17 protein-coding genes are annotated in these 25,511 nt (G+C 49.7%); 11 read left to right on the top strand and 6 right to left on the bottom strand.

Annotated elements, in window-relative coordinates; genetic code table 11:
* Nucleotides 1-34: 34 nt before the first annotated feature.
* The gene (locus ACTJJS_RS01715) at nucleotides 35-7,351 is read right to left on the bottom strand and encodes a Calx-beta domain-containing protein (protein WP_440662156.1); all 7,317 of its coding nucleotides are present in this window, start codon (nucleotides 7,349-7,351) and stop codon (nucleotides 35-37) included.
* Nucleotides 7,352-7,838: 487 nt separating this feature from the next.
* Here ACTJJS_RS01715 and ahcY point away from each other — a divergent pair, with 487 nt between their 5' ends.
* Together ahcY and ACTJJS_RS01705 are read left to right on the top strand one after the other, a co-directional pair.
* Nucleotides 7,839-9,167, top strand: a complete 1,329-nt coding sequence (gene ahcY, locus ACTJJS_RS01710) for an adenosylhomocysteinase (RefSeq protein WP_168869592.1) — start codon at nucleotides 7,839-7,841, stop codon at nucleotides 9,165-9,167.
* Between the two features lie 213 nt (nucleotides 9,168-9,380).
* Nucleotides 9,381-10,115, top strand: a complete 735-nt coding sequence (locus ACTJJS_RS01705; protein WP_168869593.1) for a pyridoxine 5'-phosphate synthase — start codon at nucleotides 9,381-9,383, stop codon at nucleotides 10,113-10,115.
* 382 nt (nucleotides 10,116-10,497) lie between these two features.
* On the opposite strand, the gene lon is transcribed toward ACTJJS_RS01705, so the two are convergent.
* From lon to ACTJJS_RS01685, 4 genes are all read right to left on the bottom strand, one after another.
* Nucleotides 10,498-12,900, bottom strand: coding sequence for an endopeptidase La (gene lon, locus ACTJJS_RS01700; RefSeq protein WP_440662155.1), 2,403 nt, complete (start codon nucleotides 12,898-12,900; stop codon nucleotides 10,498-10,500).
* Between the two features lie 271 nt (nucleotides 12,901-13,171).
* Nucleotides 13,172-13,780 (bottom strand): porin family protein, encoded by a 609-nt coding sequence (locus ACTJJS_RS01695; RefSeq protein WP_168869595.1) that lies wholly within the window; start codon nucleotides 13,778-13,780, stop codon nucleotides 13,172-13,174.
* A gap of 112 nt (nucleotides 13,781-13,892) precedes the next feature.
* Entirely contained in the window at nucleotides 13,893-14,801 is a 909-nt protein-coding gene (locus ACTJJS_RS01690) for a hypothetical protein (RefSeq protein WP_440662154.1), read from the bottom strand.
* A 156-nt stretch (nucleotides 14,802-14,957) separates the two neighbouring features.
* Nucleotides 14,958-16,226 carry a metallophosphoesterase gene (locus tag ACTJJS_RS01685; protein WP_440662153.1) on the bottom strand — a complete coding sequence of 423 codons (1,269 nt, stop codon included), beginning with the start codon at nucleotides 16,224-16,226 and terminating at the stop codon, nucleotides 14,958-14,960.
* Between the two features lie 385 nt (nucleotides 16,227-16,611).
* Between ACTJJS_RS01685 and ACTJJS_RS01680 the strand changes: the two genes are divergently transcribed.
* From ACTJJS_RS01680 to ACTJJS_RS01640, 9 genes are all read left to right on the top strand, one after another.
* Nucleotides 16,612-17,292: a metal-dependent hydrolase gene (locus ACTJJS_RS01680; protein ID WP_440662152.1), complete on the top strand. Its 681-nt coding sequence runs from the start codon at nucleotides 16,612-16,614 to the stop codon at nucleotides 17,290-17,292.
* Nucleotides 17,293-17,360: 68 nt separating this feature from the next.
* Nucleotides 17,361-18,161 carry a ParA family protein gene (locus tag ACTJJS_RS01675; RefSeq protein ID WP_168869599.1) on the top strand — a complete coding sequence of 267 codons (801 nt, stop codon included), beginning with the start codon at nucleotides 17,361-17,363 and terminating at the stop codon, nucleotides 18,159-18,161.
* Nucleotides 18,158-19,066 (top strand): ParB/RepB/Spo0J family partition protein, encoded by a 909-nt coding sequence (locus ACTJJS_RS01670; RefSeq protein ID WP_440662151.1) that lies wholly within the window; start codon nucleotides 18,158-18,160, stop codon nucleotides 19,064-19,066. Before ACTJJS_RS01675 ends, ACTJJS_RS01670 begins: the two co-directional genes overlap by 4 nt.
* Before the next feature lies 1 nt (nucleotide 19,067).
* Nucleotides 19,068-19,769, top strand: coding sequence for a DUF5683 domain-containing protein (locus tag ACTJJS_RS01665; RefSeq protein WP_168869601.1), 702 nt, complete (start codon nucleotides 19,068-19,070; stop codon nucleotides 19,767-19,769).
* A 37-nt stretch (nucleotides 19,770-19,806) separates the two neighbouring features.
* On the top strand, nucleotides 19,807-20,523 hold the full coding sequence (dapB, locus tag ACTJJS_RS01660; protein ID WP_168869602.1) for a 4-hydroxy-tetrahydrodipicolinate reductase: 717 nt from the start codon (nucleotides 19,807-19,809) through the stop codon (nucleotides 20,521-20,523).
* 160 nt (nucleotides 20,524-20,683) lie between these two features.
* The gene (locus ACTJJS_RS01655) at nucleotides 20,684-21,103 is read left to right on the top strand and encodes an RrF2 family transcriptional regulator (protein ID WP_168869603.1); all 420 of its coding nucleotides are present in this window, start codon (nucleotides 20,684-20,686) and stop codon (nucleotides 21,101-21,103) included.
* Nucleotides 21,104-21,490: 387 nt separating this feature from the next.
* Nucleotides 21,491-22,174: a phosphoadenylyl-sulfate reductase gene (locus ACTJJS_RS01650; protein ID WP_168869604.1), complete on the top strand. Its 684-nt coding sequence runs from the start codon at nucleotides 21,491-21,493 to the stop codon at nucleotides 22,172-22,174.
* A 39-nt stretch (nucleotides 22,175-22,213) separates the two neighbouring features.
* Nucleotides 22,214-23,122 (top strand): sulfate adenylyltransferase subunit CysD, encoded by a 909-nt coding sequence (gene cysD, locus ACTJJS_RS01645; RefSeq protein ID WP_168869605.1) that lies wholly within the window; start codon nucleotides 22,214-22,216, stop codon nucleotides 23,120-23,122.
* Between the two features lie 33 nt (nucleotides 23,123-23,155).
* A complete protein-coding gene (locus ACTJJS_RS01640; RefSeq protein WP_168869606.1) occupies nucleotides 23,156-24,403 on the top strand; it encodes a sulfate adenylyltransferase subunit 1 in 1,248 nt (415 codons plus the stop codon).
* Nucleotides 24,404-24,519: 116 nt separating this feature from the next.
* Here the strand turns inward: ACTJJS_RS01640 and ACTJJS_RS01635 are convergent, their stop codons facing one another.
* Nucleotides 24,520-25,458, bottom strand: a complete 939-nt coding sequence (locus ACTJJS_RS01635; protein ID WP_168869607.1) for an NAD-dependent epimerase/dehydratase family protein — start codon at nucleotides 25,456-25,458, stop codon at nucleotides 24,520-24,522.
* Nucleotides 25,459-25,511 lie beyond the last annotated feature (53 nt).

Here is a 25,511-nt window from a genome sequence, read left to right as displayed (position 1 = left end):
GGTATCAGCTTGAATATTTTTACCAATAATGACCTCAACGTTTGATGACAATAAATCCTGTATACCGCTCTACCTTGCCGTCTACCCAGATTTGTATCTGGTAGAAGTAGGAGCCATCGGGCACATCAGCACCTGACTGGCCACCGGTATTGGACTTGCCTTTGAAACTGTTGGATTTATTATCGTAATTACTTGTTTTATACACGGTACCGCCCCAACGGTTAAACACCACCACTTCGTTTTTCGGGAACTTCTCGATGTTCTGGATGTACATCAGGTCATTGCCCTGTCCATCGTTGTTCGGAGAGATGGCAGGATGTACCTTGATCTTACCGTCACGTCCGTCGAGGTAGTCGATCTTCCTGTTGTTATCGAGATGGAAGCGGCTTACAGAATCCGGAACACCGTCGCCATCAGAATCGAGATCGAGGAAGTTGGGGATGCCATCGCCATCTGTATCATCGTCAAACGGATCACCGTTGCCGTTAATGTCTTCTTGTTCGTCTGTCAGGCCGTCGCCGTCCGTATCGCAGGTCTTACACATCGGGTCGTCGTTGAGGATCACGCCGGTGGCCTTAACCGGGTCACCCAGCACCGGAGTGTTCTGACCGGAAGCCACAGCTATGGTCTGCATTTTCACGATAAATGTTTCGTTCTGTTCAAAGGCGTCATCCCCGATGATGTTCACCACTACAGCTCCTTCGGTTTGGAACGCAGGTATCTTCGCCTGTTTGATGGTGTTGTCGAAGTCAACACCCGGTGTGGCTTTGAAGTCCAGATAAGGATAACTTACCCCTTCTGTGGATTCTTCAAAATCATAATTGATAGTGATGTCCCTGGAGCTTCTTCGGTTCATTTTCACCACAAATCTGAGCGGTGTGTTTTCTCCTTTGTTTCCTTCTTTCACGCTGAATTTATCCGCAGCGAAGGCGAGTGTCAGCGGGTCATTGTCATGAATCACCGTTTGTGCGGAAGCGTTAGCCCCTGCTTTGTAGATCGGCGTACCGCTGCCACTTACGTATGGCAGGATGGTTGTTTTCAGGAAGCCGTCATCATCATTGGTGTCATTGTCTACGGCTGTCAGGTTGAAGTCCTGTGAGGTGCTGTGCGCCGGTAACACAACGGTGATGGTATTGCCGTTCACAGTGGCGCCGGCAGCGGTGAAGCTGCGTGCGGCGTCCTGTTCCACCTGGAAGCGGACAGGCAGGTCACGCGCGGCGGTGTTCACCGCACGGATGCTGAAAGTAACCGGTTTACCTTCGTCTACCGGCAGTCCGTCGTTGATGATGGACACTACGAGCGTATCGTTATCATGTATCAGCACATCAGCCTGGGATTTGGCTGACAAAGGCCAGGTGACGCCCGGGATATTGCCTGTGATGGTTTTCAGCTGTATCTGCACATTTTCATCGCCTTCTACAATGGTATTGTCAATCGGGTCTACCAGGATATCAGCATAGTTCTTACCGGCAGGGATCACAACGGTGCCGCTGAGTTTACGATAGCGGACATCCGGTGCGGCGTTGCCGCTCACCTGGTAGGTCACGGTCACATCTTTCACGGCCGACACGTTAGTGTCTGTGAAGTGTACCCTGAAATAGCCCGGAGTATTGGGTTCGGACGCGTCGGCTGTTTTCTCTGCCATCATTTCGCGGGCGGTGGCTTTAGGGCCTGTAGCATAACTTTCGTCATCAAAGACTGTCATGCGCGCCGTGTCCAGGTCGTTCACATCAAAACCGATGTTCTTATTGAACCGTTTCATCTGCGCCAGCATCAGGGCTGCTTTTACTTCTTCATCCCCTTCGATCACCAGGTTGTCGATCACATTCACGGGAACGGACACACTATTTTGTCCTGTCGGGATAGTGGCGGAAGTCTGTATCGGCGCGATGTTGGTAGTACCGGCTATGCTGCTCACGAAGAATACTACTTTCACATCGGCGGCAGCGGTGGCGGTACCCGGCAGTTTAATGATGTAAGCGCCATTGGTAGCTGGTTCTGCGGCATCTTTGTCTTTTACCAGGTGTACGCTCATATCACCGGTTTCCGGTATCAGTACCGGCGCCGGCTGAATAAGGGTATAACCAGGTGTTACCAGCTGGGCGGCCAGTTGCAGTGTCTCATCTCCTTCCAGCACATTGTCATTGATCATCTGCAGCGTATATACTTTATTGTTAGACAGCGCAGGCAGCGTTACGGAAGAAGGCACGCCGCTATAGTCAGCGTCGTCTGCGGTGGAGGCTGCGTCGCGGGTAATATTGATGGTAATGTCTTCTTCAGAAGAAATCAGGCTGTTCACAAATCCCACTTTCACGGCGGAAGTGCTGCCTTCATGAAGCACGGTAGAATCGATCTTCACCTGCACTTTCAGGTTGTTCGGGTCCAGACGGGTCACATCCTGTATGATCAGGTTGAGCGTATCGCCTTTCATACCGTTCATATTTTTCGGTGAGGCCACCAGTTGCAGTAACTCGTCTTTTTCGATGATGTTGTCAGTCTCTGCATGTACGGAGAAGTTCACGTCCGGTTGCAGGGCGGGTATTACCACTTGCGACGGCAGCCCGCTGTAATCGGTCGTTTTCGCCTGCGTACCGGCACCGGCATCCAGGGACACGGTGATCGGCTTGCTGGAGGTAACACCTGGCGCCAGGGAAACTTTGGCGGTATAGGTGTCACCTTCTTTTACAGCGGTACCCGGCGTTACCGGGATAATGTGGATATAGCCGGTAGCGGGATCGTCATGTGTTCTGTCCAGGATCACTACGGTATCTCCCTGCACCGGCATGTTCACATCTCCGGTAGTACCAGTGAGGATCACCGTTTCATCGTCTTCCAGGACCAGGTCCTTCACTGCCTCCAGCAATACCGGGTGCGTGGCGCCGGTGGCCAGTTTCGGGATAGTGATGGTCAGCGGTAAAGGCAGCGGTTTATAGTCGATGGCGTCAGCGGTGGACGCGGCATCTTTATTAATGGTCACCACAATCGGGAAACCAGCCTGCCAGCCATTCGGAAGTTCTACGCCGATGGCAGCTCCTGCGCCGCCTTCATCGATAGCCGCCAGTGAGCGGGTAATCCTGATCGGGGCTGTCAGCGGATACTGCGCATCGTCAATATTCACTTCAAAAATATTGGCGGTATAAGGACTGATACCGTCTGTGGCGGTGGTGGTGATCTCGAATTTCTCAGGGCCTTCCACCAGGTTGTCCGGTTGGATCTTCAGCGAGATCGTAGTATCGTTAGCGTTATTAAAGGAGAAGGCATTGCTCAGGAGGTAATCCGCGCCTGCTTCGGCAGTACCATTGCTCTGGGCCAGAGTGAGGCTGACAGGCACCTCTGTGGTAACGCCTGCCGGCAGCGCGATATGTAAGGAACCATCTTCACCTTCTTTTGCATGCAGCGTTTTATACGGCGTAAGTGTCAGTACCCGGTTGGCGGCAACGGTGCGGGTAAGGTCCTGTATTTGCAGGTCCAGGTTGTTCACAGTATAACCCGCCAGTGTGGCGATGAGCTTCAGCGACTCGTCTTTCTCCAGTACCTGGTCTGGATTGGTCTGGATAACGTCGAAGGTATGTGTTTTGTCTGTCTTGTCCAGTTCCAGCAGCGTGTTGATCATGGAATAGTCGTTCTTAGCGAGACTGGCTTCTGAAGCAGGGTCTATGGCTAATTGTACTGCTACCTTTTTGGCAGATGTATACAAACGGCTAACGGTAACGCTCAGCTTCTCTCCTTCCGGTATCAGTGTTTTGCTGGCGGTGAGGGTGATCTTCCGGGCATCCGGTTTATCAATGGTGCCATCGGCGATATGAATAGTAGTGCTGGTAACAGGTAATGTGGTGTTACCAGGGTTACCGTCAACGATCAGATCGGCGTCATCGTCCAGTACATCATTGTCTGTGGCCAGCACTTGCATGGAGGCAGTGCCGGTGGACTGAATGATGAGCTGTTTATTGAGAATAGCGGTATGGCGGTCGTCTGTGGCAGTGGAGCTGCTGTTTTTCACCAGCTGTACGGTCAGTGGTATGGCCGATTTCCAGTTGTTGGGCAGTGTGGCTGTCAGCATGGCGCCAGTTGCGTCGCCTTCTTTGATGGTGGCAGGCGTGCTGCTGAGTATGATCGGATTGGTGGCCAGTAACGGGTATTCCAGGTCGTTGATGGTAAAGGCCAGCGTGGCGGGGTCGATGCCATAGGCAGTGCTGTAGGCATCGGTAACCGCCGGCGTGATGGTCAGGGTTTCCTGGTTTTCTACCAGGTTGTCCTTCAGAATGTTTAAAGTAGCTACCGGCGCCGGTGTGACGGCAGTAATCTGAAGCGGGCCGGTCAGCGTATAGTCGTCTACGGTAGCCGTGCCGGTGATGGCGCTCAGGTCCACATTAATGGGGATTTCTGTGGTAACGCCGGCGGGCAGTGTAGCCGTAATAGTGGTACTGTTGTTTTCGGTGATGGTGGTCTGCGGAACGGCCAGGGTCACTTTGGTATTCGCGGTGTTCCTTCTGGTGACGTCATTGATGGTGACGGTAGCACCGGTAATATTATGATAGATAGCATTGGTACCGGTAATGAGCAGCGCTTCGTCTTTCTCGATAATCATATCGGGCGTGGCTGTCAGCACATTGGCTGGCGTGGTATAGGTACCGATGGTGTTTGCCGGTAGTTCGATCTCGCTTACCAGCGTATAGTCTGATGCGCTGGCTTCTGTGCCGGTGGGGTTGGCAGCCAGTGCTATTTTGATATTTTTAGCGGAGCTGTAACCACCGGACATCGTGATGGTAAAGGGCGTGGCCTGGCCTTCTGTCAGCGGAGTGGTCACGGGCGCTATGGCCAGGGTCACTCCGGAGGCATCCGTTTTATCGTGGATGTTAAGCGTTACGTCTGCGCCGGTGGTAATGCCTGGTATAGTGGTGGCCGCCGGGGCAGCGTGGATCACCAATGCACGGTCATCTTCCAGCACCAGGTTGGCCGCTGCCGTGATGGCCTGTGGCACAGATGCTTTTGCACCGGCAGGTATGGTCATGGAACCAGGTAAACCGCTATAGGAACCTGCTTGCGCGGTGGTGCCGGCAGCAGTGGAAATATCGAAGTTCAGTGCGATGTCGGTGGCAACGATGCCGGCGGGCAGTTCTATCCAGCAATTGGCTCCGGTGGCATTGCCTTCATCAATATCGTTGGTGGAAAGACGGAGTATAGCCGGCGCCGTGAGTGGCAGCTGTGCATCTTTAATCGTGATGGTTGCCGGTGTCAGTTTAAAAGCAGTCGCGCTGCCGTCGGTAACAGTACCGGTAAGAACGATGGTTTCATCTCCCTCTATCCGGCCGTCGTCTATCAGGTTAAGGGTACCGGTGACAGGGGTGCTGCCATTGATAGTGTTGGCAGGTATGGTCAGGTTATAATCTGTATTGTCAGTTGCCGTACCTCCTTTAGCCAGGGTAACGGTAATGGGTATATCTGTAGTTACACCTGTGGGCAGACTTACATTCACGATACCATTGGTATATCCTTCTTTAAATGTCAGCGCAGGATAGGCCGGGTCTGCCGGGGTAACGGTAACGCCTAAGGTAATATTTTCGTCGTGGTTACGGGTATCGTCTGTAATGGTGATTACCGGTCCGGTGGCTGTTTTAGCGATGCCGAGTACACTGGCGTCACCTTGTATTTTGAATGTCTCGCTGGCCTCCAGTACCAGATCAGGTTTGGCGGTGATCTCGATATTGGCGCTGCCTGTACCGTTAGCGATCAGCACTTTTTTATCCATGGTGAAGTCCAGGTCCGGTGTGGCGGTGTTACCGCTGACAACGGACAGGTCTACATACGTATCTTCAGTTACGGTGGTGGTACCTGGCAGGGAGATGGTGCCTACCAGCTTTGGATCACCTTCTTTTACGGTGGTTTGCGTAAAGTTGATGGTCAGCGTACGGTCTTCATCGTCGATGATAGTATAGGTCGCTTGTTTGTTAGTACCGAGTTGCACCAGTGCGTTACACGCGATGTTCTGCAACTGTAGCGTGAGCTTGCGGCTGTACTCCAGTTTATCATTGCCTTTGATGGTCACGTTGGTAACATTCACGGTCTGATTGGCGGCTATTGTATAGTCTCCGGCCGGAATGATAAAGCCCATTTCGTAGGTGAAGTCCTGGTTTTCCACAGCAGGATGTTGTTCACCGGGAACAGCTACCGCCTTCATTTCTGCGTAAACCGGCATGGTGAGCTTACCGCCGGTCACTTTTAGTTTCAGGCTTTGTGGTGTGTGGTTATTGCCCGCGTTGCCTTCGTTGTCACCGGCATCGCCGGCAAATTCTACTGTAACGGCTGTACTGTTATTGGTAGTAGTGCCCTGAACAGCGGTAGATATGGCGTCGTAGTCAGGGTATGTTGTAGGCGGCGTAGCGTTAAGATCACCGTAGCCTACGGCAATACGGGTACCAAATGTCTTGTTGGCCAGTTTGTTTCTCAGTGCTGTCTGCACGCACAACATCCTGTCAAACGCATAAGCATAGGGAGTGGTGACGTTCCAGTCATATGGATAGGTATTCAGGGGGCTGGCTCCCTGATATTCTCCCGGGAGGCCTGGCTGATTGGGCAACGTATAACTGATAAACCCGGTAGGTTCGGCAGAAATAAACGCGTGAGTGTAAGGCTGTGATACCCCACAATTTGCCGGGTTATGGTAAGCGCCTACGTATTGAGCTGTTTTCGTCGTAACGTCAATGATTTTTCTGAATCCCATGTTACAATACCCGGGAATACCTGCCTGGTAGTCATCGCCGGGATCGTACACGAAACCAGGATTCTGTTGCATGGCGAGCCTTTCTTCCTGGTAAATCATCAGGTCATACCCAATGTTGGTGCCATTGAAGGAATAGTCGACCGTGAAGTATTTATTGGGAGCTATATAGGTGTAAGCGCGGGTAACATAAATGAGTGCTTCGTTGTCTGTTCCTCCTGCCGGTTTTTTATCATATATTTTATTAAAGACAAAAACCCTGTAAGGGGATGCAGCGGAACCGTTACCGATGACGGGGGAAATATAACAAACGGTGGTATCGAGGCTTTGCAGGTCTGTCATGGGGCTGGTGCTGTGTTTCACCCGGATGTAGTCGCCGTATCCCTTCTGGCCGTTGGCCACATAAGAATCTGTTTTACCATTGCGGAACACCTGGATTCTGCCGGTGGCGTCCATTTCCAGCCGGAGGCCGTCACTGGCCGTATTACCGCCGGTGCTGTTGATCACGCGGGTAGCGGGCAGTGGTGACTGTGCCTGTGTGCCGGTGCATATCAGCAGGAACAGGAGCAGTAATGTTACGCAACGCCTTAGCATGGTTTTGCCTTCCGGCAATAGCTGCTGCTTCGTTTTCATAGAATGGGAAAGGACTAACATATGCGTGTGTAAATTTCTATTTATACATATAGATTTAATCAAAATGTAAAAAACAGTCCTTTGTAAAACCTATATGCCTCGTAACTGGCTCTCCCGGCAAACTATTAAACCTGAATACTTCATAAGCTGAAGCTGAAAAACCTTGCGTTGCCGGCAATTATCTGATATCAATACCCAGGGATCGGGGAAGAATAAGACACACTAATTGCGCTTACTATGATGGTAAATAATTGCTCATACTCTACTTACTGTTCTTTACCACTAAACAATTAAATATTAAATCATATATTTTAATTAGCAAACTTATAACATAATTTATATTAAATCAAATTAAATTTGATTTGCCGCGGGAGAGATCGCTCTAATGGAATGATTAACAAAATTTTAGGGGCTCACTGCGATATAGAGGGGGGTGTCATTATGTTAAAAGTTAAAATAAGCCTAGATTTGCACAAAACTTTATTTAATGTCTACAATTGCGAAATCCAACATCGACTTTAGCCTTCCGTATAAGGTAAAAGATATGTCGCTTGCGGCCTGGGGTCGTAAAGAGATAGAGCTGGCAGAAGCCGAAATGCCCGGTTTGATGTCATTGAGAGAAGAATATGGCGATAAAAAGCCCCTGAAAGGCGCCCGTATTGCCGGTTGTCTGCATATGACCATCCAGACTGCCGTACTGATCGAAACCCTGGTACACCTGGGTGCGGAAGTACGCTGGAGCTCCTGCAATATCTTTTCCACACAAGACCACGCCGCCGCCGCTGTAGCTGCTGCCGGTGTTCCGGTATTTGCCTGGAAAGGCCTGAACGAACAGGAGTTTGACTGGTGCATTGAACAAACCCTGTTCTTTGGTGGCTCAGACCGTCCGCTGAACATGATCCTGGACGATGGTGGTGACCTGACCAACATGGTACTGGACAAATACACTGAACTGATCCAGCATATCAAAGGGCTGAGCGAAGAAACCACTACCGGTGTTCACCGCCTGTACGAGCGCATGAAAAACGGTACTTTGCCTATGCCTGCCATCAATATCAACGACTCTGTTACCAAATCCAAATTTGACAACAAATACGGTTGCCGCGAATCCTGTGTAGACGCTATCCGTCGTGCTACTGACGTGATGATCGCCGGTAAAGTGGCTGTTGTAGCTGGTTTCGGCGACGTAGGTAAAGGTTCCGCTGAATCCCTGAGAGGTGCAGGCGCCCGTGTAATCGTTACTGAAATCGATCCGATCTGTGCTTTACAGGCTGCCATGGAAGGTTATGAAGTGAAAAAAATGAACGATGCCGTTAAAGAAGCAGACATCATCGTGACCACTACCGGTTGCCGCGATATCATCAACGGCGAACACTTCAAACTGATGAAAGATAAATGCATCGTTTCCAATATCGGTCACTTCGATATCGAAATCGACGTTGCATGGCTGAATAAAAACTACGGCCACACCAAAGTGGAAATCAAACCACAGGTTGATAAATACACCATCGATGGTAAAGATATCATCCTGCTGGCCGAAGGCCGTCTGGTGAACCTGGGCTGCGCTACAGGACACCCTTCTTTCGTAATGAGCAACTCTTTCACCAACCAGACACTGGCCCAGCTGGAACTGTGGCTGAACTCAGACCAGTACGAAAACAAAGTATATGTACTGCCTAAACACCTGGATGAAAAAGTAGCCCGCTTACACCTGAAAAAAATCGGTGTGGAACTGGACGTGCTCACCCCTGCCCAATCCGAATACCTCGGCATTCCGGCAGAAGGTCCGTTCAAACCAGACTACTACAGATACTAGTAGGTTTCAATTACGAATTACGAATTACGAATTACGAATTACGAATTACGAATTACGAATTACGAATTACGAATTGAAAACGCGAAGACCTGAGCGAATATACATTTGCTCAGGTCTTTTTATTTGTCAGGGTTATTGATGTATACTGCGATCAAACAGCCCTCATTCGTAATTCGTAACCCGTAATTCGTAATTGATTAGTATTTTTGTGGCATGACAAAGCTGAGCGTAAATATCAACAAGTTTGCTACCCTGCGCAATGCACGGGGCGGCAACCTTCCGGACATTCTTAAAGTGGCACAGGATTGCGAACGGTTTGGCGCTGACGGTATTACCGTCCACCCCCGCCCCGACGAGCGCCATATCCGCTACCAGGACGTAAGAGACCTTAAACCCCTTGTCACCACCGAATTTAATATCGAAGGATACCCTTCCAGGGATTTTATGGACCTCGTACTGTCTGTAAAACCACACCAGTGTACCCTGGTGCCCGATCCACCGGACGCCATCACCTCCAACACCGGCTGGGACACCATCCAACACCAGTCCCAACTGAAGGAAGTGATCAGTGAGCTGAAAAAAGCCGGTATCCGTGTTTCCATATTCCTCAACGCCGAACCTGATAAAGTGGAAGGCGCTAAAACCGCCGGTGCAGACCGCATCGAGCTGTACACCGGTCCTTACGCGGAAGAATATACGAACGCCCGTACACAACCGCAGAACCTCCAGCTGTTCAACGATTATAAAAATACCGCCCGCGAAGCCACCAACATCGGACTGGAACTGAATGCCGGCCACGACCTGAACCTGGACAACCTGCGTTTCTTCAAACTGCATATCCCGCAATTGAAAGAAGTGTCTATCGGCCACGCCCTCGTAGTGGACGCCCTGTATTATGGCCTCGAAAACACCATCCAGCTCTATAAAAGACAACTGGCAGACCACTAAGTAATTCCCCAGGCTGAAGCGCTGGGCTAAGATATCTTTCAGGCTTTTTAACAGGAAGCAAATTGAATAATAAAGCCCGGGGCTTAAGCTCCCCGGGCTTTATTATTTCCCGGTTTTTACCGGAAAAGAAAATTGAATAACATCTTAGCCCCGGCCAAAAACATTAAAGCCATTCCGCTGAGAGGAATGGCTTTAAGAACCCTTAAAACAATCAACATGATGCTCATACCGGGGTCACAACAAAACCGATATGAACTTTTAAAAAATTGCTGCCAGGAATGGCAACAAAATGCCTTTATACTAAAACTAAAATATGCTCGCTTTTATAAAAACGAGGCCGGCAGTCATAAAAGTTTTAACCAGTAATCACTGCCTTTCCCGCCTACTTCTTTAATAACGCTATTTCCAGCACTTGGTTCATTTCTTTTACATAATGAAACTTCATGCCTTTGATATATGAAGGATTTATTTCCTTTATATCCTTCTCATTCTGCCAGCATAAGATAATTTCTTTGATTCCTGCCCTTTTGGCGGCCAGAATTTTTTCTTTCAGGCCTCCTACCGGCAGCACCTGCCCTCTCAACGTTATCTCCCCGCTCATCGCCAGGTAAGACCTTACCTTACGCCCGGTGAATGCGGAAGTCAGCGCTGTTAACATGGTGATACCAGCACTGGGACCGTCTTTCGGTACGGCGCCTTCAGGGATATGCACATGCACGTTCTTCGTATGGAAGATTTTCGGGTCCAGCTTCAGCTCCGCAGCGTGGGACTGTATATAGCTCAATGCAGTCACCGCCGATTCCTTCATCACGTTGCCCAGGTTGCCCGTCAGTTTCAGTTCGCCTTTTCCTTCACTCAGGCTGCTTTCGATAAACAGTATCTCTCCGCCTACATAAGTCCAGGCAAGACCTACGGCCACGCCGGGAGGATTGCCCACTTTATAGATCTCATTGGAATATCGGGGTTTGCCCAATATCCGCTCTACATCCGCATCAGTAATGTTTTCAGGTACTTTGCGCTCCATGGCCACTTCTTTGGCCAGGTTACGCATAATCGCTGCAAAGAGCCTGTCCAGCTCCCTTACACCGCTCTCACGGGTATAATCCGCAATAATGTGCTCAATGACACCATTGCTGAACTTAAACTTGGTGTCCTGAAGACCGTGCGCCTCTTTCTGTTTAGGCAACAGGTGGCGTTTGGCGATCTCTGTTTTTTCCTCGATGGAATATCCGCTGAGGTCGATGATCTCCAGCCTGTCGCGCAGTGCAGGGTGAATAGCATTGATATTGTTGGCGGTAGCGATGAATAAAACCTTGCTCAGGTCAAATTCCAGCTCCAGGTAGTTATCGTAGAAGGTGCTGTTCTGCTCGGGGTCCAGTACTTCCAGCAGGGCTGAACTTGGATCGCCGCGCAGGTCGTTGCCTATCTTGTCAATTTCATCGAGGATCATGACAGGGTTGGCAGATTTGATTTTGCGGATAGACTGTATCACGCGGCCTGGCATAGCTCCGATATAGGTTTTGCGGTGCCCCCTGATCTCGCTTTCATCGTGAAGGCCGCCAAGGCTCAACCGCACGTATTTACGGCCTACTGCGTTGGCAATAGAGCGTCCCAGAGAGGTTTTACCAATACCCGGAGGGCCTACGAAACACAGGATCGGTGATTTCATATCCCCTTTCAGTTTCAATACGGCCAGGTATTCCAGTATCCTTTCCTTGATTTTCTCCATGCCATAATGGTCATGGTCCAGTATTTTCTTCGCCTTTTTCAGGTCGTAGCTGTCAGTCGTGAATTCGCCCCAGGGCAGGTCCAGCATCAGGTCCAGGTGGTTGTACACCACGCTGTAATCCGGCGTGCTGGGATGCATGCGTTCCAGTTTTTCTATGCCTTTGGCAAAAGCTTCCGCCGCGGCCGCTGACCACTTCTTGCCTTCCGCTTTGCGTTTCATTTCCTTCAGCTCACGGTCGTTGGCATCACCTCCCAGTTCTTCCTTGATGGACTTCATCTGCTGTTGCAGGAAGTAGTCACGCTGTTGTTTATCAAGGTCGGCCTTGGTTTTATTGGTGATTTTGTTCTTCAGCTCTGCCAGCTGCAGTTCCGTCTGCAACAGTTTCATCAACAGTTCCGCGCGGGTACGCAGGTTATTGATTTCCAGCAGCTGCTGTTTGTCTTTCAGGTCCGAGTTAAGATTGGAAGACACGAAATGCACGAGGAAAGAGGCATTCTCAATGTTTTTGAGGATAATGCTGGCTTCTGAAGGCAGGTTGGGAGACAGTTGGATAATTTGTGCCGCAAGGTCCTTGATGGAGGAAATGTAGGCTTCAAATTCCGAGTCGTCTTCTGCGGCCTCGTCCTGCAATAGTTCCACCTGGGCTTTGAAATACGGGTCTTCCGCAACAATTTCTTTTATCTTGAAGCGCTTGCGGCCCTGAATGATGATGGTGGTGCCACCATCCGGCATTTTGATCAGTTTCACAATGCGGGCCACCGTACCCACCTCACTAAGATCGGCCACATTAGGATCTTCGATGGTACTGTCTTTCTGCGCCACCACACCGATCAATTTGTCAGCCTTGTATGCGTCGTTAACTGCCTTTATGGATTTATCCCTGCCCACGGTAATGGGTAAAACCACACCGGGAAACAGAACGGTATTGCGTAATGGTAATAATGCCAGCTGGTCGGGGATGTTGTCTTCCTCCTGACCTTCCCCGTCTTCATTCAAAGGGATAATAGGCATAAACTCCATTTCATCTTCTGAATTTCCTAAATAAAATCTGTTCATCTGAGATATTTAATGCCCGAAGGACATTCTGGCAGAATATGCTGCTGAGACCTTCGTTTTTTTATGCACTACTACCTTGTCAAGTTTGGTGCCAAGTGACGATGTGTCACATTTACGTGAACATACAAAGCAGTGAAGGGCTAAACAATCTGTGTTGATAAAAAAAAGCGAAGATCACGTTGAAGATAGTACTGTTTTGAAACAATCATATACTATTCTCCAATGTGATCTTCGCTTCGCGGCGTCTTGGCGTCTTTGTTGCCTGGCGTAATTACAGGGTCACACCCACACCCAGCTGAATGCTCTGGTTTTTCCAGTTGCTGGTGTTGGTAACGCTTTCGATACCTTTTACGTCATTGAAGCCAATGATGTAACGGGCGCTGACATTCACGATTGGCAACTGCAGCCATAAACCGGCCACACCGGAAATTTCGCCGCCTTTAAAGGCTGTATTGGCAGCGCCAAAAACTTTTCTGTCGCTCACCAGTGCGCCGAACTGAGGACCTACCTGCAGTTTGAGACGGGGAGTTCCCAGGTCGATATTTGCGAGCAATGGAATGCTCAGGTAGTTCAGGTTGACTTTTTTGCGGTCATCTGAAGTACTTACGTTTTTATAGATGTCACTGAAATTATCAGTGGTTTCTGTTTTAGTGGAAGAAAAGATCACTTCACCCTGTACACCAAAACCTTTTACCAGGTTTAACTGTGCGAAACCACCCAGGTGGTAACCTAATTTAAATCCGTCCTGAAATCCGGAACCATCCAGTTTTCCAAGGTTGGCGCCACCTTTAATACCAAAGCGCAGTAATTTTTGCGCGCTAACAGAGGTGGTAACAGCGGTCATTGCAAGCAGTGCAACGGCGAGAAACAGTTTTTTCATAATTGTATTGTTGTTAGTAATGGTTAAAATTATAGACGCCCGAACAGTAAAATACCCCTACGTTATCAGGGGAGATTCCCTAAATACAAATTCCGTGCTATTGTTAAGAAAATCAAAAACTGTAAGACAGGCGGGCGGTGAAATAGCCCATCAGTTGCGTGTCTGCGCCAGTCAACGGCTTAAAAACAGTGAAGGAAGGAGAAAGGGTAAATTGATTAAACAGGTAGGAAACATTAACAGTGCAATCAACGGCACGGGCTTCAAAACCAGTATGGTCTTCATAATTGATGACCTTTCCCGGGCGCATTTTATCGAGTTTCATTTTAGAAGAGCGTGTCAGGTAACGGAAAGCCGCCAGCTGACTGTAATAATTGGCCGTGCCTAACGTCAGTGACAGGGAAGGCTGCAACAGCAATGCATCCCGGGAACAAAGCACTGCATCGAAAATAAAAGGATGCCGCACTGTGGCGATCACGTTAAAATCGCTGCCGGTCACCCTTTCTCTCAGGCGGGCCGTATTGCTGGTATAGTTTCCCCAGCCATAATCCAGACTGATGCCCATGTGCAGCCACCACTTACGGTAATAAAAATAGGAGAACAATTCGTTGTTGATCGGCGTGGCCGGAACATCCGTAGAATCATTAAAAAGGTAACGGGTATACGAAATGCCGGTAATAAAATTTCTGTTCTTCGTATAGTCATAACCTGCAGTGAAGTCCCATTCAAACCAGTGTTTTTTATCTGTATCAAACAAATAATAACCGCTGGCACCTGCAAACAGGCCGCTTTTATGGTACCACATCAGCGAGGGGGAAAGGTAAGCTTTCATGACAATAGGCTGGTCAAGGTTGACCGTCTTACTACCGTAGGCAGGATTGTTGCCGTAGCTCAGCGCGGCCACTATTTCACTCTTCTGCTGTTTGTTCAACAGTGAATCCAACTGTCTTTCCAGGTCGGCCAGGGACTGGCCTTCAGCGAAAACACTGCAAAACAGTAGCAGACATGTCAGGAATACGCGCATTGAAAAGGAGATACTGCACACAATATAGCATATTTTGACATTTGGGCATTTGGATATTCGGTGACTGGGCTATTTATGGCGGTGAGTTCCCCCCTGGCGCTTTGTGACTGAAAAAAAGCGTCTGGTTTTCAATACCTGAATTAAAATGCTTGGCGTCTATACGAGGTCAATAACCGTGATTTCCGGCAGTACCCCAACGCGGCCCGGATAACCGAGGAAACCGAAGCCCCTGTTCACATACAGCCGTTGTTCCCCGGCTTTGTACAGGCCAGCCCATTCCTTGTAGAAGTATTGTGCAGGGCTCCATTTGAGGCCTGGTATTTCCACACCAAACTGCATACCATGCGTATGGCCGGCCAGGGTGAGGTCAATGTCCGGGAATTCCGGGCGTATCTGGGCATCCCAGTGGGTGGGATCGTGCGACATCAGGATTTTGAAAGGGATATGGTTTACGCCGTCGTAGGCCCGGCGCAGATCGCCGTGACGGGGGAAACGTTTGATAGCGCTCCAGTTTTCCACGCCAAGCAGGGCAATTTGCCCGCCGTCTTTTTCCAGCACTACGCTTTCGTTCATCATCAGTTTCCAGCCCAGTTCACCATGCACTTCCTTCAGGCGTTCCAGGTTTTTCTGCTGCATGTCGCTATGGCCTGCCGGTGTTTTGTCCGGCCAGGGGTAATAGTCGCCATAATCATGGTTACCCAGCGTAGAATACACGCCCATGGGAGCTTTTACCTGGCTGAACACATCCATCCAGTGAGTCATTTCATCCGCACGGTCGTTGACCAGGTCGCCGGTAAACAGTATGAGGTCGGCTTTCTGGGCGTTGATCATATTAACGCCCTTGACCACCGCTTCGCGATTGGCAAAGCTGCCGGAATGGATGTCTGAGATCTGGACTATGCGCAGCCCTCTGAAGGAGGCCGGCAGATTTTTAAATGCCAGTTTGAGTTTATGGACGCGGTAGTTGTATTTATTGGAGAAGCCGTACAGCAGGGTGCCGAAAAGGCTGCCGCCGGCGATGAGGCCGAGACGGCTCAGAAACTGGGAGCGGGAGATGCCGTTTACCGTACCTTCCGCTGCAGCGGTGCTTTGTGCCGGGGCAAACCGCTGAATCAGCCATACGATACCGCGGCGGACATCATCTATCAGCAGGAATACGACCGCCAGCAGTTTCGCTACTACCAGTCCCAGGAATATGGCCATCAAGTAGGATTTCAGCTGAGCGGGCCAGCTATGCCAGTGAATATAGGGCAGCAGCAGGACCATGATAATGCAGATGGCGGATACGGCCCAGTAGGCTGAATAGGCGATGACCCGTACCCGGGGCAGTGACATGTACACCATGGCTCTTACTGCCTGAAATACGTAGAGGTCCAACAACAGGAGAAAAACGACTAATATAATAGAATTCAATCCGGGTCGCATTATAAATATTTAATATAAAATATAACAGAAAGGCAAATTAATACAAGTTATCCGTCAGAAAAAGTTAAAACGGGTAGCTGGCAGGTATGCAGACGAATAACACACGGATAAATTGCAGGGTTTTAAATTAAATGTTGAAATGGGGTTATTTATCGTATTTATATTAATTATATATTAAATATCACCCATTTCCGGATTCATATTGATCAGGACACTTTGTGAATAAATAAATATACTACAGCACCGGAATTGTTGCTAATCGTTGTATTTTTGTCCGATTCAGGTAGCTTGTAACATTTAATTACCCGGTTAGTGATTTTTGGGCGAAGGCTTAAATTCATCATTAATAACCGGTAATTCGTTTTTTTTACCTAAAATTGAGACCATGAGATACACCAATTACGGTCATTCCTGCTTTGCAGTGGAGATAAAAGGCAAGCGGATACTTTTTGACCCGTTCATTACCCACAATGAGCTGGCCAGCAAGGTAGACGTTCAGGCTATACAGGCGGATTATATTTTTGTTTCCCATGGCCATGAGGACCATGTGGCGGATTTGATTTCGCTGGCGAAGCAGACCGGGGCCATGGTGGTGTCTAATTTTGAGATTGTTACCTGGGCGGGCAAGCAGGGGCTGACCAAGCTGCACCCGATGAATACCGGCGGCAAATGGAAATTTGATTTCGGCACTGTAAAGTGCGTGGTGGCCCAGCATTCCAGCGGACTGCCGGACGGCACTTATGGTGGTAATCCGATGGGATTTGTATTTATTACTGACGATGGCAATTTTTATTACAGTGGCGATACCGCGCTGACCATGGACATGGAGCTGATACCGGGCATTGCAGAACTGGATTTTGCCGTTTTACCGATTGGTGATAATTTCACCATGGGCCCGGAAGATGCCATTGCCGCGGCTGAAATGATTGAATGTGAAAAAATAATCGGCATCCACTATGACACCTTCGGGTATATCAAGATAGACAAGAGGGAGGTCATGCAGCTTTTTGACGAAGCCGGCGTGGAGCTGTTGCTGCCTGAAATAGGCAGTACCATAGAGGTTTGAGGAAGAGGCGATACTGCTATTTAATCCTTTATCCTATAAATGAACCTTTGAATTTTTTAAATTACACAATGGCTAGAGTAATCGCAATCGCTAATCAGAAAGGTGGGGTAGGAAAAACAACCAGTGCAATCAACCTGGCAAGCAGCCTGGCTGTGCTGGAATTCAAAACATTGCTGGTAGATGCTGATCCCCAGGCAAACAGCACCACAGGGCTGGGTTTTGACCTGCGTAATGTGCAGCAGAGCCTGTACGACTGTATGGTAAACGATGTTCAGGCCAGAGATGTGATATTGGAATCTGATACGCCCAACCTGAAAGTATTGCCTTCCCATATTGACCTGGTAGGTGCAGAGCTGGAACTGATCAATCATCCCAGCCGTGAGCGGGTGATGAAGCAGGTGGTGGACGCGGTAAAGGATGATTACGATTTTGTGATCGTAGACTGTTCCCCTTCTTTGGGACTCATCACGGTGAACGCACTGGTGGCGTCCAACGCGGTGATCATCCCTGTACAATGTGAATTTTTTGCACTGGAAGGTCTGGGCAAATTGCTCAATACCATTAAGATCGTTCAGAGCAGACTGAATACAGACCTGGAAATTGAAGGTATCCTGATGACCATGTACGATGGCCGTTTGCGCCTCAGTAACCAGGTGGTGGACGAAGTGAAGCAGCATTTTGAAGAGAGCGTATTCAACACCATCATCCATCGTAATACCAAACTGGGTGAAGCGCCCAGCTTTGGTAAATCTGTTATTATGTACGATGCAGCCAGCACTGGTGCCATCAATTACCTGAACCTGGCCAAGGAAATACTGCAGAAGCATAACTACACGAAAATTAAATCCAAAGACAAAATCTTAAAATGAGCAATCCAAGTAAGAAAGAGGCGTTGGGGAAAGGTATCCGCTCGCTGCTCCAGAACATAGACACTGACCTGAAGCACACTGCCGGCGCCCTGGGCGATAACGCAGTAGCTACCGCTACGGGTATTGAACGTATTGCGCTGGAACAGATCGTGACCAATCCGAAGCAACCGCGTCGTGACTTTGATGAGGTTGCCCTTCAGGAACTTAGCCAGTCGATCAAGCTGCATGATATCATCCAGCCGATCACAGTGGCCAAGATCAGTAACAAAAAATTCCAGCTGATTGCAGGAGAACGCCGTCTGCGCGCCAGCAAAATGGCCGGTCTGAAAGATATTCCGGCGTATGTGCGCCAGGCCAATGACCAGGAACTGCTGGAGCTGGCGCTGCTGGAGAACCTGCAAAGGGAAAACCTGAATGCGATCGAGGTTGGATTGAGCTACAAGCGGTTGATGGACGAATGTTCCCTCACACAGGAACAGGTGGCCGACCGCATGGGCAAGGAAAGAAGCACTGTCACCAATTATATCCGCCTGCTCAAACTGCCACCGGACATCCAGGTAGCGGTACGAAACGGACAACTGAGCATGGGCCATGCCCGCGTGCTCACCGGCGTGGAGAATGTGGAGAACCAACTGTTCCTCTACAATGAAATCCTGCAAAACGGGCTGTCAGTAAGACAAACCGAAGACCTGGCCCGCAAAATCAACCAGGCTGACAAAGGTAACCAGCAGAAAGCGGTCAAGGCTAAACTGCCCCCCGCTTTCCAGAAAATACAAGACAACCTCAGCTCCCACTTCTCTACCAAAGTGAAGCTGGACAGAGGCAAGAATGGCAAAGGAAGCATTATGATCGAATTCTATTCAGACGATGAACTGAATAGCATCCTGGAAAAAATAGATTTATAAGGTGGCTAAGAAGGCTGGAAGATTATTCCGTTTATTTCGTCGTCATGTACTGGTATGTATGGCATTACTGGTATTGGCGCCTGTACTGAAAGGGCAGGACACTACCCGTCGTACTGCCCATCCCATCGATACGTTGCCTTATCCGGTAAAAGACACTACCAGAAGCACTGAGCTGACCGATACCACGGCGTCTATCAAACTGGCGCCGCGTGCGCCGCACAGCCCGCGCAAAGCAGCGCTGTATTCAGCTATTCTGCCGGGGCTCGGACAGGCGTACAACCACGAATACTGGAAAATGCCGCTGGTATATGCCGCTATCGGTACCTGTACCTACTTCTTTGTATGGAACATGGACAACTACCGGAAATACCGTGATGCCTACCGGCTATCAGTAGACGGCAACCCTGACACGAACATATCGGACCCGCTGCTGGCCAATAAATCATCACAGTACCTGAAAGCCAATCGCGATTATTTCCGTCAGAATATCGATTATTCGGTTCTTTTCTTCGTGCTGGCTTATACGCTCAATATCGCCGATGCCACGGTATTTGCGCACCTGCGCAACTGGGACATGTCTGATGAACTGAGCATGCGGGTATCCCCGGCCATCATCAACAACCAGGGTCTAGGCATCAGCGTTAAACTGGCCATCGGCGGCGGCCGTAAAAACCATAAGTCTGCCTGGCTGGCAGGCCGCTAACCAGCACATCATCCACTAAAAAATATCAGCAAGGGTCATGAAAATAGCACTAATAGGATATGGTAAAATGGGTAAGGCGATCGATGCCATTGCCACAGCCAAAGGTCATGAGGTAATCCTGAGAATAGACCACGATGCCCAGCACCTGCTGGAAAAAGAACATCTTGGACAGGCAGATGTGGCCATCGAATTTACCACCCCCGAAACAGCTTACCATAACATACAAAAGTGCTTTGAAGCCAACGTACCTGTTGTAAGCGGCACCACCGGCTGGCTCGAGAAACTGCCGGAAGTGAATGCGGAATGCGAAAAAGGACACCACGCCTTCTTACATGCCACCAACTTCAGCATCGGCGTCAATATCTTTTTTGAAGTCAACAAAAGACTGGCAGACCTGATGGCCAGCCAGCCCCAATACAACGTATGGATGGAAGAAATCCACCATACCCAGAAAAAAGACGCCCCCAGCGGGACCGCCATCACCCTGGCTGAACAGCTGCTGGCTTCCGTTGACCGGAAAAAGGGCTGGGTCAACGAAGAAACACAGCAGACTGACATGCTGTCTATCATTTCCAAAAGAATAGACCCCGCACCGGGCACCCATACCATTCATTACTCTTCTCCCATCGACGATATCACGATCACGCATACCGCACATTCCCGTGAAGGCTTTGCCGCCGGCGCCGTAGTGGCGGCGGAATGGCTGAAAGATAAGACAGGCGTGTTTACGATGAGAGACGTGCTGAACCTATAGAGACTGTATAATGGTTTGAAAATCAATTATTATTTATTCCTGTCACGCTCCACGCAGACTGCCGGAACATAAAACTCAAAAGAAGAGCTTATATTTGTTACGTCAAAAATGTTCATTGCAGCACCGATAGCGTCATCCCCAGGGATGCAAATAAGTCAGTATGTTATCTAAAAAAACACAATACGCATTTCACGCACTCATTCACCTGGCAGAAAATGTTGATAAAGGGCCTATCCTGATTTCTGAGATCGCTCAGGAGAAGAATATCTCTATCAAGTTCCTGGAAAACATCCTGCTGGAGCTGAAGAATGCCGGTATTCTGGGCAGTAAGAAAGGGAAAGGCGGCGGATATTATCTGATGCGTCCTCCGAAAGAGATTGCACTGGCCAAGATCATCCGGTTGCTGGACGGCCCCATCGCCCTGTTGCCCTGCGTAAGCCTCAATTATTATGAGCGCTGCGAGAACTGTCGCGATGAAGCCGTATGCGGCCTGAACGAAGTGATGGGCAAAGTAAGGGACGCCACCCTGAAACTGCTGGAAACCAAAACATTAAAAGATATTCTTACCCGCAACGCATAAACAGCGCAGCGAGCAAATTATCCAGGCCGGCAGGGGTTTCCTGCCGGTTTTTTTTGCCCCCTGCCCCAACCCAGGGCTGAAGCCCTGGGCCACAATCTGTTATTCGGTTTCTCTTTATGAAGATTCTGACGATATCAGGGGAAACCATAAAGTGCTTCGGTTTTTCTTATGAGGTCCGGGCTGTATCAGGGAAATAGTCGTTTAACGATGTCACTCACTCTCCGTCCCTTACTCTCCCCTCAAACCCTCCCCCATAGCCCATTCCCCAACAAACGACAAATTTTCACCACAATAGTCTATCTTTTTTATAGGATTTATGTATTTTTGTGTACGGCGTCACTGAAAAGTACGCGCTGGCACTAGGCAATTATCTTTAAGGAAGATTACATGACAGACATTACCAACGCACTGGCCAACAAGCCGGTGGTAGAAGCCATACAATATCTCCTGGAGCAGTATCCGGGTGCCGTGGCGTTTTCTACTTCCTTTGGCCAGGAAGACCAGGTAATCGCAGACATTATCTGGCGTAACCACTTACCCGTAAGGGTATTTACCCTGGACACAGGACGCCTGTTCCAGGAAACCTATGACGTAATGGACGTCACCCTTGCCCGTTACAAACAGCCCATCGAAGTGTTTTATCCCGAAACAGCGGCCGTAGAAAAACTGGTCACCGAAAAAGGCCCCAACAGCTTTTACGAATCCGTGGAAAACCGCAAACAATGCTGCGGCGTCCGGAAAGTAGTACCGCTCAACAGGGCGCTGGAAGGCGTAAAAGTATGGATCACCGGACTACGTGCCGAACAGTCCGAAAACCGCCACGACATGCAGACGCTGGAATGGGACGAACAACGCCACCTCTATAAATACAATCCCCTGATCCACTGGGGATATGATGAAGTACTGGCGTACCTCTCCCAACACAACGTTCCTTATAACAAACTGCACGACAAAGGCTTTATCAGCATCGGATGTGCGCCCTGTACACGCGCCATCGAGCCGGGAGAACATCCGCGCGCCGGCCGGTGGTGGTGGGAACAGTCGCAGAAAGAATGCGGCCTGCACGGATAAAAGAAAACAGCCTTTGCAATCATAAAATCATTGTCACCCATGACACATCAGATAAACTGGGAATTTCCACAGGCGCTGGAAGATGAAGCCATATACATTTTACGCGAAACGGCCGCCCAATTCGAAAAGCCGGTACTGCTCTTCTCCGGCGGTAAAGACTCCATTACGCTCGTAAGACTGGCCCAGAAAGCCTTTTATCCGGGCAAGGTGCCCTTTCCGCTGCTGCATGTAGACACCGGCCACAATTTCCCGGAAACCATCGAGTTCCGCGACTGGCTGGTCAACACACTGGGCCTCGACCTGATCGTCCGCAATGTGCAGGACAGCATTGACCAGGGCAAAGTACAGGAAGAAACCGGCAAATACGCCAGCCGCAACGCCCTGCAGACCGTTACCCTCCTCGATGCCATCGAAGAAGGAAAATTTGACGCCTGCATCGGCGGCGCACGCCGCGACGAAGAAAAAGCCCGCGCTAAAGAAAGAATATTCTCCGTCCGCGATGAATTCGGTCAGTGGAACGCCAAAATGCAACGCCCTGAACTGTTTGATATCCTCAACGGAAAAATCAATATCGGTGAAAACGTACGTGTGTTCCCCATCTCCAACTGGACAGAACTGGACGTATGGAACTACATCCGCCGCGAAAAACTGGAAATACCTTCCATCTACTTCGCGCATGAAAGGGAAATCATTGAGCGGGATGGCCTCTACTGGCCTTATTCCGCCTACCTCAACACCACCGCCGATGAAGTGCCTTTCCGCCAGAAAGTACGCTTCCGTACCGTTGGCGACATGACCTGTACCGCTGCCGTACTGTCCGAAGCCGATAAGCTGGAAGACATCATCGCAGAAATCATGGAAGCCAAAATTTCCGAACGTGGCGCACGTATAGACGACAAACGCTCCGAAGCCGCCATGGAGAAAAGAAAACAGGCAGGTTACTTTTAACATTTACTTCTTACAGCAAAAAAGCGAACGCATATGGAGGTTTTACGTATAGCCACTTCCGGTAGTGTGGACGATGGGAAAAGCACCCTGATCGGCCGTCTTTTATACGACACCAACTCTATCCCCCAGGATAAAATGGAGGCGCTTCACGCCGCCAGCAAACGCAAAGGGCTCGACTTCACCGATCTGTCTCTGCTGACAGACGGCCTCGTGGCAGAAAGAGAACAAGGCATCACCATCGACGTGGCACATATCTACTTCTCTACCCCTACCCGTAAATACATTATCGCCGATACGCCCGGCCATATTGAATATACCCGCAACATGGTGACCGGCGCTTCCAATGCGCAGGTATCGCTCATCCTGATCGACGCCCGCAAAGGCATTGTGGAACAAACACACCGCCACTTTTTCATCGCCAACCTGTTACGCATTCCGTACCTCGTAGTGTGCGTCAACAAAATGGACCTGGTGGATTACAACGAGGCCCGTTTCAATCAGATCGTGGAAGACTTCCAGCAGCTGCTGGCCAGCGCCTCCTATAAAGCACAGGAAGTGAAGTTCATCCCCATCTCCTCCCTGTACGGCGAAAACGTGGCCACCCGCACCGGTTCCATCACCTGGTACCAGGGCCCTACCCTGCTCGATTACCTCGAACAGATCGCATTTGACCAGGAAGACAGCCGTCACCCGGCCCGCTTCCCGATACAAAGCGTGATCCGTCCACGTACCACCGAATACCACGATTTCCGTGGCTTCGCCGGTAAAGTGGCCAGTGGCCATTTCAACGTAGGCGATGAAATCATCTCCCTGCCATCAGGACAAAAAAGCAGGATCAAAACCATTGAGCAGTTCGAAAAACAACTGCCGGCGGCCCATGCCCGTGAAAGCGTGGTCATCACCCTCGAAGATGAAATTGACAGCAGCCGGGGCAACATGCTGGTAAAAACAGACAACGTTCCGGAACAACGCAAGGAAATCACCGCCAATATCTGCTGGATGGACCAGCAAAAACTGGTGGCCGGGAAAACCTACCTGCTCCAGCATGGCATCAACCGCGTGAAAGCAAAAGTGCAGCAGGTCAACTTCGTCATCGATGTAACCAGTTATCAACACATCGAAGGCAAAAATGACATGGGCTTAAATGATATCGGTAGCATTACCCTGAAAACAGCCCAGCCCATCTTTGCCGATATATACGCGGAAAACCCCGCCAATGGCGCGTTTATCCTGATTGACGAGTTTAACAACACCACTGTTGCGGTAGGAACTTTAATATAACGGACTGAATAAAGCAATATAAAAACAAAGGCCCGGTGAAGATATCACCGGGCCTTATTTTATACTCAAATCAAACAATAATATGCGAGACTTAAAACCGCATCCTTACGGGGCGGTTATATGTTTTTCAGCATGTCCGCCGTCATTTTCTCCAGGTCATACTCATGTTTCCATCCCCAGTCGGCGCGGGCGAGACTGTCATCCATGCTGTTGGGCCAGCCGTCAGCGATTTGCTGGCGGTAGTCCGGCTCATAACTGATCGTGAATTCAGGAATATGCTTTTTGATCTCCGCCGCGATCTCTTTTGGTGAGAAGCTCATCCCGGAGAGATTATAGGCAGAGCGTACAGATATTTTGGAGGCATCGGCTTCCATCAGTTCAATGGTAGCACGGATAGCGTCCGGCATATACATCATAGGCAGATATGTATTCTCTGACAGGAAGCTGGTGTATTTTTTATGCTCCTTTGCTTCGTGGAAGATTTCCACCGCATAGTCGGTAGTACCGCCGCCGGGAGCAGACTTATAGCTGATCAGGCCGGGATAGCGCAGGCTTCTTACGTCTACGCCATAACGGTGGTTGTAGTATTCGCACCAGCGTTCACCGGCAAATTTGCTGATACCGTAGATGGTAGTCGGCTCAATGATGGTGTGTTGCGGCGTGTCCTGCATCGGGGAGTTAGGACCGAATACCGCGATAGAACTGGGCCAGTATACTTTGTCAATATTTTCTTCCTTGGCGATATCAAGTACATTGAGCAGGCTTTGCATATTGATATGCCATGCCAGCAGCGGATTTTTTTCGCCGGTGGCAGACAGGATGGCCGCCAGCAGATATACCTGGGTGATGTTGTGCCGGATGATCAATACGTGCAGCATCTCTTTATTCATTACGTCCAGCGACACATACGGGCCTGTTCCTTTCAGCAGCTCATGTTCCTCGCGCAGGTCCGACGCCACCACATTGGCATCTCCATACATTTTCCTTAACGCCAGGGTCAGCTCCACGCCTATTTGTCCGCAGGCACCAATAACCAGGATCTTATCTTTCTTCATATACCGAAAATTGTAAGCAATAATTTGAGAGCGTAATATTAACAGGTTCGGCG

It is taken from the genome of Chitinophaga sp. 22308 (genome assembly GCF_052045305.1).
In the GTDB taxonomy this organism is placed as follows: Bacteria; Bacteroidota; Bacteroidia; order Chitinophagales; family Chitinophagaceae; genus Chitinophaga; species Chitinophaga varians_A.
This window is presented reverse-complemented; position numbering and strand designations above follow the sequence as displayed.